Source organism: Spirillospora sp. NPDC048824, assembly GCF_043198455.1.
Lineage (GTDB): Bacteria > Actinomycetota > Actinomycetes > Streptosporangiales > Streptosporangiaceae > Spirillospora.
In genome coordinates this window covers 49,761-60,304 of sequence record NZ_JBICUS010000003.1, presented here as the reverse complement: position 1 = coordinate 60,304, position 10,544 = coordinate 49,761, and the positions used below count along the sequence as shown (strand labels likewise).

The window sequence follows — 10,544 nt, the reverse complement described above, 5'->3', positions numbered from 1 at the left end:
TCCTCTGTGGACTAGTGGATGAGCCACTGGACCACGTCCGGTCCGTCGACGTCAAGACCCTGTGGCAGGGGTGGGGAAGGGAACACGGCGACGCTCTGACCGGCGGCCGTTCAGGCAGGGATCGAGCCGGCGGCGTAGGGGGTGCCGCCCACGGCGCGGGCGCGGTCGAGAAGGGCGCGGTTGCCGGCGAGCATCTCCGGCACGGACGCGCAGCCCGGTGAGGCGGTCCGCAGCACGCTGAACAGGACGGGGTCTTCCGGGGCGGCCAGCACCGGGACGCGGCCGATCCGCAGGGCCTTGATCAGGATGACGCCGCTGAGCCCGAGGCCGTCCGCGGTCAGGGTCGCGAGCGTCGACTCGATCACGGCGGCGGCGCGGGACGCGGGCAGGAAGACCATCCCCCACGGATGCGGCCGCGCCCACTCGCCGAGCGCGATCAGTTCCTCCACGTCGGGACGCATGCGGTCGCAGAAGTCGAGATAGGGGAGTTCCTCGGTCTCCGCCGTCCCGGGCGGCGGCTCGCCGCCGTCCCCGTGCAGGACGGCCTTCACCTCGAAGACCCACCCGTCCTCCGACGGCTTGGCCTGGGCCGAGACATCGTCGGCCCGCACCTCGCGCTGGACGCGGAGCACGTCCTCGGCGTCGCGGCACGGAATGGTGCAGCACAGCACGCGCTCCGGAGCGGGGACGAGCCGCAGGACGGCCCCCGTGATGACGCCGTGCCGGCCGAGCCCGCCGCGGACGGCGTCGAAGAGATCGGGCCGGACGGCGGGGGAGCAGGTCACGGGCTCCCCGCCGGCGACGACGTCCAGGGCCAGGACGTTGTCCGCCTGCGTCCCGTGGACGTGCGACGTCCCGCCGACGCCGCCCGCCGAGATCGTCCCGCCGACCGTCACGTCGAGGTAGTCGGTGAGCACGGGCGGGGTCAGGCCGTGCGGCAGCGTCGCGGCGAGGACGTCCCGCCAGCTCGTCCCCGCGGCGGCGGACGCCTGCCGCGCCCCCACCTCGACGCCGGTGAGCCCGCGCAGATCGAGGGACACACCGGCGGTCAGCGACTGGCCGTACGTCGAATGCCCGAGGCCGCGCGGCACCGCGTCCAAGCCCTGCGCGGCGGCCTCGCGGACGGCGTCCGCGACCGCGCCCGCCGACCCTGGGCGGACCACGCGGACGGGCGAGCGTTCCACGATCCCGCCGAAGTCGCGCATGCCACCAGCTTCCCGCATGCCCGCCGGCTACCGCCCGCGCAGCCGGCCGGCCACGCGGCTGAGCGCGTCGCCGAGCAGGTCGATCTCCTCCGGGGTCAGCACCTCGATCAGTGCCCGCCGGACGACGCGGCGGTGCCCCGGCCGGACCCTGGCGAGCGCGGCGGCGCCCTCGTCGGTCAGTTCCGCCCACACCGACCGGCGGTCCGACTCGCAGGCGGTCCGCTTGACGAAGCCGGCCCGTTCGAGCTGGGTGACCTGGTAGGTGAGCCGGCTCTTGGACACCATCACCTCGCGCGCCAGGTCCGACATGCGCAGCCGGTTGCCCTCCGCGCCGCGCAGCTTGACCAGCACCTCGAACTCGGGGTGGGAGAGCCCGCCGTCCCGTTTGAGCTGCTGTTCGATCTCGTGGTCGATCAGGTGGCCGGCGGCCAGGAAGGCCATCCAGGCGCGCAGTTCCCGTGGTTCCAGGGCGTCGCCCACGTCGCTCATGGCGGTGATTCTAGTTGGCGTGAAAGATGGCTTGAATTTTCTAGATGGTCTGAATTTGAATCATTTCTGCCGGCGTCCGCGTTCCGCCGGTTCGAAATCGAACGCTCAACCGGAGGAGTCGAGGCAATGCTCCCACCCCGCCGCCACCCCGCCCTGCCCGACGCCGGGCTGCTGATCGGCCGGCTCGCCGTGGGCGTGATCTTCATCGCGCACGGCTGGCAGAAGCTCACCGGCACCGGGCACGCCGGGGTCGCCAGGTCCTTCGGGGAACTGGGCATTCCGCTGCCGGGCCTGGCCGCCCACTTCACCACCTGGGTCGAACTGCTCGGGGGCGCCGCGCTCATCGCCGGCGTCCTCGTCCCGATCGCGGGTGTGCTGATCGCGCTGAACATGGCGGGCGCGTTCTGGTACGTCCATATGGACAACGGCCTGTTCTCCCGCGACGGCGGCTACGAGTACGTGCTCGTCCTCGGCGCCACCACCCTGCTCTTCGCCCTCGTGGGCGCCGGTCGCTTCTCGCTGGACGCCGTCCTCCGCAGCCGCCGCGCGGAGGCCCCCGAGCGGGGCTCCGCACCCGCCTGACCCCGCCACGCGGACGGCGAGATGTGATCTGGGCAACATTTCCCGGCCCGGCCCCGCCCCTCGTGACCGCCGGGTAAACATCGGTTACCTGCCCGGAAAGGAATATGGCCCGCTCCAATCCCCGTGAGATGCCGCCCCGCACCCCTGACATCGCCCTTTGCGGGTCACCCGCCTTAACGTCGAAGTGACAAGATGTTCCCGATGACCGTTTCTGGGCATGAGTGATCGCTGAGGGTTCCTGGAGAGGCGGGTCGCAGGTGTCGCGCGGTAGTGAGTTCGTTGTGGTGGCCAATCGGCTTCCGGTCGACCGGACCGTCGGAGCGGACGGGGTTCCGCGCTGGCGACGCAGTCCGGGCGGCCTGGTCAGCGCCATCGCCCCGGTGATGCGGCGCAGGAAGGGCACCTGGATCGGCTGGACCGGCGCGCCCGACGAGGAACTGGAGCCGTTCGAGGAGGACGGCATGTCGCTCCACCCCATCGCGCAGTCCGCGCAGGAGGTGGAGCTCTACTACGAGGGCTTCTCGAACGCCACGCTCTGGCCCCTCTACCACGACGTCATCGCCCCGCCCGTCTACGACCGCGCGATGTGGGACGCCTACGTCCGCGTGAACAGGCGGTTCGCGCAGGCCGCGGCGAAGGTCGCGGCCGAGGGCGCGATCGTCTGGGTGCAGGACTACCAGCTCCAGCTCGTTCCGCGGATGCTGCGCGAGCTGCGCCCCGACCTGCGCATCGGCTTCTTCCTGCACATCCCGTTCCCGCCGCTGGAGCTGTTCTGGCAGCTGCCGTGGCGGCGGCAGATCCTGGAGGGGCTGCTCGGCGCCGACCTGGTCGGCTTCCAGCTCCCTGGCGCGGCGGCCAACTTCGTGCGGCTCTGCCGGCGGCTCCTGGACGCCCGCTACGTCAAGCAGGACGTCTTCTGGGACGACCGGACCGTGCGGGCCCGCGCGTTCCCGATCTCGGTGGACGTGGGCGAGCTGAACGATCTGGTCGGGCGTCCGGAGGTCCAGGAGCGGGCACAGGAGATCCGGACCGACCTCGGGGACGCGACCGTCCTGCTGGGCGTGGACCGGCTCGACTACACCAAGGGCATCACGCAGCGGCTGCAGGCCTTCGGGGAGCTGTTCGAGGACGGGCACCTCAAGCCGGGGCAGGCCGTGTTCGTGCAGATCGCCACGCCGAGCCGCGAGCGGGTCGAGCAGTACCAGCTGCTCCGGGAGGAGATCGAGCAGCAGGTTGGGCGGATCAACGGGGAATACGGCGAGATCGGATTTCCGGTCGTCCACTATTTGCACAGTTCGTACGACCGCCCCGAGCTGACCGCGCTGTACCTGGCGGCGGACGTGATGGTGGTGACCCCCCTGCGGGACGGCATGAACCTGGTCGCCAAGGAGTACGTGGCGTGCCGCAAGGACCTGCGCGGGGCGCTCGTGCTCAGCGAGTTCACCGGTGCCGCGGCAGAGCTCAAGCGGGGCGCGTTCCAGGTCAACCCCTACGACATCGACGGACTGAAGGGCACGCTGCTGTCCGCGCTGGCCGCCGAGCCCGCCGAGCAGGCGCGGCGGATGCGCTCGATGCGCCGCCGCGTGATCGAGAACGACGTGGACCGCTGGGCCCACGCGTTCCTCAGCGAGCTGGAGCGTCCGGAGCGCCAGGTCCAGGTTCGGCCGGTTCCCGCGGCGACGGAGGGCTGACCCGCCGGTCGAAGGCCGCCCAGACGGCCTTGCCGCCGGTGGCGAGCCGCGCCCAGCCCCACGCGTCGCTGACCGCGCCGACGACGAGGAGGCCGCGGCCGCCCTCGATGAAGCGGTCCGGGTCGCTCGGGAGGGCCTCGGGAGGCCGTCCGCCCGGGTCGGTCACCGAGACGACCAGGCGCCTGGGGTGCCCGATGAGGACGAGCTGGATCGGGCACAGGGGCAGTGGCTGTGGGAGTCCCTCCATGCCGTGCCGGAGCGCGTTCGTGGCCAGTTCCGAGACCGTGATCACGACGTCCTCGACGCCCCCGGTCAGACCCCAGCCGCCGAGCGTGGCCTCGGTGAACTCACGCGCCGACCGGGGCGTGGTGATCTCCGCCGGGAACACGCGCCGCGCCATGCGCGGGGTGCCGGCGTGCGGCGCGGGCCAGAGCCCGGCCAGGCCCGGTGCGACCACCGGGACGGTCGCGGGCCCGTTCGCGGGGCCGTGCGGGACGTCGGGGCCGTCAGGCGCCGGAGGCGCGTCCGGCCAGGGATGAAGGGCCGCGGCGTGCCGCGGCCTGCCGCCTCCCATGGCGGCGGGAGCTGCGACTTCGTCTGCCTGGTCAACGGTCATGGTCAAACCTCAGAGGCGTGCGGGGTCGGTCACCGGCGAGCGTTCGCTATCTTGCTCCCCAAGTCGTGCAGATGCAAGACCGTCTGCATGAACGAATGCAAGAACGAATGCACGTGCATCTCGTACCATTGTGTGGGGTGGGGCGAGATCGCGGCCTTCCTTCGGGGAGGCTGAGACGCCTAGAGGGGGCAACGATGGACGGCCAACCGATGTCGGACGTCTGGCGCAACGGGCTCGTCTGGCAGAAGAGCCGGCGCAGCAATCCGTCCGGGAACTGCGTCGAGATGGCGGAACTCCCCAGCGGGGAGATCGCCGTGCGCAACTCCCGGGACCCCGAGGGGGCGGTGCTCGTCTACACGCGCGAGGAGGTGGAGGCCTTCGTGGGAGGAGCCAAGGACGGCGACTTCGACCACATGCTCGTCTGACCACGGCTGATGACCATGGCGGATGAAACCGAACGGGATTCCATTCCGTCGTCCGGCCCGGTAGCGTGCGGCCATGCACCTGGGGCAGATCGCCGCACAGACGCCCGACAAGCCCGCCGTCGTCATGGCGGGCTCCGGGCGTGTCGTCACTTATCGGGAACTGAACGAGGAGTCCAACCGGCTCGCGCAGCTGCTCCACGCGGAGGGGCTGCGTCCGGGGGACCACATCGCCTTCATGCTGGAGAACCATCCGCTGTACCTGGCCATCGCCTGGGCGGCCCAGCGTTCGGGGCTCTACTACACCGCCATCAGCACGCGGCTCCAGCATGAGGAGCTCGCCTACATCGTGGAGAACTGCGAGGCCAAGGCCTTCATCACCAGCGAGTCGATGGAGACCGCCGCGCAGAACCCGCCGGACGTGCCGCTGCGCCTCATGCTCGGCGGCACGGCACCGGGCTACGACTCGTACGAGGAGCGCGTCGCCCAGCACCCGCCCACGCCGATCGAGGACGAGTGCGAGGGCGTGGACATGCTCTACTCGTCCGGTACGACGGGCCGCCCCAAGGGGGTGAAACCGGCCCTGTCCAAGGCGGCGATGGGTGAGCCCGGGCCGCTTTACCAGCTGCTGTCGCTGCTCTTCCAGCCCGACGCCGGCTCGGTCTACCTGTCCCCGGCGCCGCTCTACCACGCCGCGCCGCTGCGCTACTGCATCACCATGCACCGCTTCGGCGCGACCGTCGTGGTGATGGACAGGTTCGACCCGGAGCAGGCCCTCGCCGCGATCGAGAAGTACGGCGTCACGCACAGCCAGTGGGTGCCGACCATGTTCATCCGGATGCTCAAGCTCCCGGACGAGACACGCGCCCGCTACGACGTGTCCAGCCTGCGCGCCGCCGTGCACGCCGCCGCGCCCTGTCCCATCCCGATCAAGGAGCGGATGATCGAGTGGTGGGGCCCGATCCTGCACGAGTACTACGCCGGCACCGAGGGCAACTGCTTCGTCTACACCAACTCGGAGGACTGGCTCGCCCACAAGGGCACCGTCGGACGCTGCGTCCTGGGCGAGGTCCACGTCTGCGACGAAGAGGGCAACGAACTGCCGCCCGGTGAGCCCGGAACGCTCTACTTCGGCAACGGCCCCCAGTTCGAATACCACGACGACGAGGCGAAGACCGCCGCGTCCCGGGACCCGAAGGGCCGCGGCTGGAGCACTCTCGGCGACGTCGGCTACGTGGACGGGGACGGCTTCCTCTACCTCACCGACCGCCGCGCCTACATGATCATCAGCGGCGGGGTGAACATCTACCCGCAGGAGGCCGAGAACGTCCTCGCCGTGCACCCCAGGGTCGCCGACGTCGCCGTCTTCGGCGTCCCGGACGCGGAGATGGGCGAGGCGGTGAAGGCCGTCGTCCAGCCCCTGTCCATGGACGAGGCCGGGCCCGAGCTGGAGGCCGAACTCGTCGCGTACTGCCGCGACCAGCTCGCCCACTACAAGTGCCCGCGCTCGATCGACTTCCGGCCCGAGCTTCCCCGGCACCCCACCGGCAAGCTCTACAAGCGGCTGCTGAAGGACGAGTACTGGGCGGACGAGCGTTCCGCGACGGCCTGAGACGGCCCTGAACGGCCGAAACCCCGGCCGGGTCCTCGGGATCCCGGCCGGGATCGGACGTGCGCCAGCGGCGCGCTCAGTGCACCGGCACCGGCGTGCCTCAGTGCATCGGCATCGGCGCGTCGACGGCGGCGGTCTCCGGCTTCTTGCGCGGCAGCAGCAGCGCCGGGATGAACGCCAGGGCGATCAGCGCGGCGCCGTACCAGTAGGTGTGCTGGAACGCGTCCGCCATCGGACCGGCGATCTTCTCCATCACCGCGGGCGGCACCTCCTCGGTGCCGCCGATCTCGCCGCCGGCCCCGCCGCCGAGCTCGGCCGTCAGCTGGCGGGCCAGCAGGACCGCCATCATCGCGGTGCCGATGGACGCCGACACCTGCTGGATGATGTTCAGCATCGTGCTGGCGCGCGGCACCTCGTCGTGCGCGAGGGTCTGGATGGCGGCGGCCATGACCGGCATCATCGTCATGCCCATGCCGAGGCCCATCGTGAACAGCACCGCGCCGAGCGCCCAGTAGGACGTGTCGGCCTCCAGGATCGCGGCGAAGCCCACCACCGACAGCACGACGACGACCAGGCCGCTCAGCACGACCCGCCCGGGCCCGATCCGGTCGACGAGCTTCCCGCCGATCGGCATGGTGATCATCGCGCCGAGGCCCTGCGGCGCCAGCAGCAGGCCGGAGGCCATCGCGCCCTCGCCGCGCACCGTCTGGTAGTACAGCGGCAGCAGCAGCATCGCGCCCATGAACGCGGTCACGAACAGCACCATCGTGCCGGACGCCGCCGCCACGGACCGGCGCTTCAGCAGCCGCAGGTCGATCAGCGGGCTCTCGGCGGACAGGGCCCGGAACACGAACCCGACCACCAGCACCGCGCCGGCGACCGTGAAGGCGAGCGGCTCGGTCTCCAGGAAGTCCCGGCCCTCGGCGCCCTTGGCCACACCGTAGATCAGCGAGGCCAGGCCGGGGGACAGCAGGAGAAGCCCGATGAGGTCGAGCCGTTCGGCCGGCTTCGGCTCGTCCGGCTTGAGGATCCGGCCGGCCAGCACCAGCGCGACGATGCCGATCGGCAGGTTGATGAAGAAGATCCACCGCCACGAGACGTCGTCGACGAGCCAGCCGCCGAGGATCGGGCCCATGATGGGGCCGAGCAGCATCGGGACGCCGATGATGCTCATCACCTGGCCGACCCGCTGCGGGCCCGCCGCCTGAGTCATGATCGTCATGCCGGCCGGCATGATCATGCCGCCGCCCAGGCCCTGCAGGACCCGGAAGAAGATCAGAGATTCGGCCGACCACGCCAGCCCGGCGAGCGTCGAACCGAGCACGAACAGCACCAGCGAGATCATGTACAGCCGCTTGGTGCCGAACCTCGCGGAGGCCCATCCGGTGATCGGGATCACCGTGGCCAGCGCCAGGGTGTAACCCGTCGCCACCCACTGGATCGTCGCCAGCGAGGTGTTGAACTCCTTGGCGAGGTCGTTGATGGCGACGTTGACGACGGTCACGTCGAGAATCGACATGATCGCGCCGAGGACGACGACCCCGGCCACGGCGAGCACGCCGCGGTCGAGCCCGTCGCCGGCGCCCGGTTCCTCCCGTGGGCCGTCCGCCATCTTGGGGGATGCGGGAGCGGTCAACTCTTGTCCAATCGTCAGGGCCGCATGCGGGCACGCAGGGACCGTCGGGCACGTTCTTCGGGATGTCGCAGCAAAATACTGCAGCGACTGACACTTCCGCGAACGGTTAACCTTCGCGGGCTCCGGGAGTATTCCAGCGGAGTACGACGAATTCGCGCTGCTCCACGACGTCCAGCCTCCGACCTCGACCGCGCTCGAGGTCAACCCGGTGTGACCGACGCGACATCGGAACCCCTTCGCCTCCACACGACAGGCAGACCACCTGCACCACGTGAACTCATCGGTGCGCGCAGGGAAAAATTCCGCCGCGCTATAGCCACTCTTCGTACGTATATGAATACTTAGAGTGGTCGAGTCATTTGGAGGCGTGATGTCAACCGAGGTAACCGAGAACCCGCTCGCCGTGTCGATGATGGGCCTGCTCACCGGCGGCTGGGTCGCCCAGGCCGTCGGCGTGGCCGCCCGCCTGAAGATCGCCGACCAGCTGGTGTCCGGTCCCCGCTCCGCCGACGACATCGCCCGCGCCGTGGACGCGCACCCGCCCACTTTGCACCGCCTGCTCCGCGCCCTGTCCGACGTCGGCGTCGTCCAGGAACGCGAGGACGGCCTCTTCAGCGGGACGCCGCTCGGCGAACTCCTCCGCAGCGACGTGCCGTCCCTGCGCGGCTACGCCCTGCTGACCGGGTCCTCCTTCCACCGGGAGGCCTGGAGCGCCCTGGAGTACAGCGTCCGCACCGGCGAACCGACCTTCGCGCACGTCCACGGCCAGGAACTCTTCGACCATCTCCGCGACAACCCCGCCGACGGCGCCGTCATGAACGAGGCCATGATCGCCCTCTCCGGCGAGTTCATCGCCCCCGTCGTCGCCGCATGCGACTTCGAGCGCGGCCACACGATCGTGGACGTCGGCGGCGGCCACGGCGCCGTCCTCGCCGAAATCCTCACCGCCAACGCCGGCACGAAGGGCGTCCTGTACGACCTGCCGGGCGTCGTCGACGACGCCGAAGACGGCCCGCTCCGCCCGGCCCTCGACGACGGCCGCTGCCGGGTGATCGCCGGATCCTTCTTCGAGTCCGTCCCGTCCGGCTGCGACACCTACGTCCTCTGCCACATCGTCCACGACTGGGACGACGACCGCGCCGTCCGGATCCTCACCAACTGCCGCAAGGCCATGAGGCCCGACAGCCGCCTCCTCCTCGGCGAAGGCCTCCTCCACGAAGGCCCGAGCCCGTCTCGTATGAAGTGGCTCGACCTCGAAATGCTCGTGATGACCTGCGGCGGCCTGCAACGCACCCAGTCCCAGTACGAGGGCCTCTTCCAGCGCGCGGGCCTGCGCCCCACCGGCATCCCCGCCCAAGGCCCCACCTTCAGCGTCCTGGAAGCCCGTCCCGGCTAGGCGACGTGTTCCTGCAACGCAGCCGCGTCCGCCGTCCTGAGCTGCAGCACGGAAGGCACATGCACGTATCCCTGACGACGGCGCCCGCCGACGGAGATCCTCAGATCCGGCCGGTACGCGCTGGGACAGATCCCGTCGTATCCGTGCCTCACGATCCCCCAGTAGATGTCCTCCGACACCACGAGAACCAGCGGGGCCGGGTTCTCCCGCAGCCCCTGCTTCAGCTTCGGCGAGTCCAGAAGCCGGCACGCCAGATCGACGGCCTCCCCGAAGCACCCGTTCTCGTCACGGTGGACCTCCCCCGCATGCACGACGACCCGCACCCGCAGCCCGAGCCGGGGACGTTCGGCGGACGCCAGCCCCGCGTTGTATTCGACGAGCTGATGCGCGAGCTTCGGCACCAGCCTCGACAGCAACAGCGTCTTGGGCAGCTCGTCCACCGGATGCAACAGCACGAGCACCCCGTCGCCCCGGTCCTCGAACGGATCACACCAGCGCGCGTCTATCCCCGCGTGGCCCATCGCCACACCGAGCATGCGGTAGACCTGCGACCGCAGCTCCTGCCTGATCGGGTTCGTCCGCGCGGCCGCCGTCGATCCCTCGATGTCGATGACAAGGATGCTCCTGTGCACTGGCTGACAACTCACCGGTGCGACCCCAATCCCGCACGGCCCGTCCGCCGGTACGCCCGCATCCCGGATGACTCGGGGATGTTCGGCCGCGCGAATAACAGCTGGAATACGTCCGTACCGAGACGCGACCGCCTCAGCGGACCTGAACGCGCAGACCATTCGAGTGCGGGGAACCCGGACGGTGGTCCACGAACGGTCGATCTCCTAAGAGGCCGACCGGTCCCAGTCTGCATTCCACAGGGACGGTCTGCAAGATGCACGGC

General features: G+C 70.4%; 10 protein-coding genes. 5 read left to right on the top strand and 5 right to left on the bottom strand.

Going from position 1 to position 10,544, the window contains the following annotated elements; translation table 11 throughout:
• Positions 1-110: 110 nt before the first annotated feature.
• On the bottom strand, positions 111-1,223 hold the full coding sequence (locus ACGFIS_RS06655) for an FAD-binding protein (RefSeq protein ID WP_392913117.1): 1,113 nt from the start codon (positions 1,221-1,223) through the stop codon (positions 111-113).
• Between the two features lie 9 nt (positions 1,224-1,232).
• Positions 1,233-1,694 carry a MarR family winged helix-turn-helix transcriptional regulator gene (locus ACGFIS_RS06650; RefSeq protein WP_392913116.1) on the bottom strand — a complete coding sequence of 154 codons (462 nt, stop codon included), beginning with the start codon at positions 1,692-1,694 and terminating at the stop codon, positions 1,233-1,235.
• A gap of 126 nt (positions 1,695-1,820) precedes the next feature.
• Here ACGFIS_RS06650 and ACGFIS_RS06645 point away from each other — a divergent pair, with 126 nt between their 5' ends.
• Positions 1,821-2,276 (top strand): DoxX family protein, encoded by a 456-nt coding sequence (locus tag ACGFIS_RS06645; protein ID WP_392969881.1) that lies wholly within the window; start codon positions 1,821-1,823, stop codon positions 2,274-2,276.
• A gap of 257 nt (positions 2,277-2,533) precedes the next feature.
• Entirely contained in the window at positions 2,534-3,967 is a 1,434-nt protein-coding gene (locus ACGFIS_RS06640; protein ID WP_392913114.1) for a trehalose-6-phosphate synthase, read from the top strand.
• Here ACGFIS_RS06640 and ACGFIS_RS06635 read toward each other — a convergent pair.
• The gene (locus ACGFIS_RS06635) at positions 3,900-4,583 is read right to left on the bottom strand and encodes an ATP-binding protein (protein ID WP_392913113.1); all 684 of its coding nucleotides are present in this window, start codon (positions 4,581-4,583) and stop codon (positions 3,900-3,902) included. The two genes, ACGFIS_RS06640 and ACGFIS_RS06635, sit on opposite strands and share 68 nt — an antisense overlap.
• A gap of 194 nt (positions 4,584-4,777) precedes the next feature.
• On the opposite strand from ACGFIS_RS06635, the gene ACGFIS_RS06630 reads away from it, so the two are divergent.
• Positions 4,778-5,008, top strand: a complete 231-nt coding sequence (locus tag ACGFIS_RS06630; RefSeq protein WP_392913112.1) for a DUF397 domain-containing protein — start codon at positions 4,778-4,780, stop codon at positions 5,006-5,008.
• 73 nt (positions 5,009-5,081) lie between these two features.
• Positions 5,082-6,617: an acyl-CoA synthetase gene (locus tag ACGFIS_RS06625; protein ID WP_392969878.1), complete on the top strand. Its 1,536-nt coding sequence runs from the start codon at positions 5,082-5,084 to the stop codon at positions 6,615-6,617.
• Positions 6,618-6,717: 100 nt separating this feature from the next.
• Here ACGFIS_RS06625 and ACGFIS_RS06620 read toward each other — a convergent pair whose 3' ends face one another.
• Positions 6,718-8,253, bottom strand: coding sequence for a DHA2 family efflux MFS transporter permease subunit (locus ACGFIS_RS06620; RefSeq protein ID WP_392969875.1), 1,536 nt, complete (start codon positions 8,251-8,253; stop codon positions 6,718-6,720).
• A 370-nt stretch (positions 8,254-8,623) separates the two neighbouring features.
• Here ACGFIS_RS06620 and ACGFIS_RS06615 point away from each other — a divergent pair, with 370 nt between their 5' ends.
• Positions 8,624-9,649: a methyltransferase gene (locus ACGFIS_RS06615; RefSeq protein WP_392913109.1), complete on the top strand. Its 1,026-nt coding sequence runs from the start codon at positions 8,624-8,626 to the stop codon at positions 9,647-9,649.
• Here ACGFIS_RS06615 and ACGFIS_RS06610 read toward each other — a convergent pair.
• Complete coding sequence (locus tag ACGFIS_RS06610; protein WP_392969872.1) at positions 9,646-10,281, bottom strand: hypothetical protein; 636 nt, start codon at positions 10,279-10,281, stop codon at positions 9,646-9,648. The two genes, ACGFIS_RS06615 and ACGFIS_RS06610, sit on opposite strands and share 4 nt — an antisense overlap.
• Between the last annotated feature and the right edge of the window lie 263 nt (positions 10,282-10,544).

Coding starts and splice junctions, on each gene's coding strand:
- ACGFIS_RS06655 (WP_392913117.1), bottom strand. CDS start 1,223: ATGCGGGAAGCTGGTGGCATGCGCGACTTCGGCGGGATCGTGGAACGC.
- ACGFIS_RS06650 (WP_392913116.1), bottom strand. CDS start 1,694: ATGAGCGACGTGGGCGACGCCCTGGAACCACGGGAACTGCGCGCCTGG.
- ACGFIS_RS06645 (WP_392969881.1), top strand. CDS start 1,821: ATGCTCCCACCCCGCCGCCACCCCGCCCTGCCCGACGCCGGGCTGCTG.
- ACGFIS_RS06635 (WP_392913113.1), bottom strand. CDS start 4,583: ATGACCGTTGACCAGGCAGACGAAGTCGCAGCTCCCGCCGCCATGGGA.
- ACGFIS_RS06630 (WP_392913112.1), top strand. CDS start 4,778: ATGGACGGCCAACCGATGTCGGACGTCTGGCGCAACGGGCTCGTCTGG.
- ACGFIS_RS06625 (WP_392969878.1), top strand. CDS start 5,082: ATGCACCTGGGGCAGATCGCCGCACAGACGCCCGACAAGCCCGCCGTC.
- ACGFIS_RS06615 (WP_392913109.1), top strand. CDS start 8,624: ATGTCAACCGAGGTAACCGAGAACCCGCTCGCCGTGTCGATGATGGGC.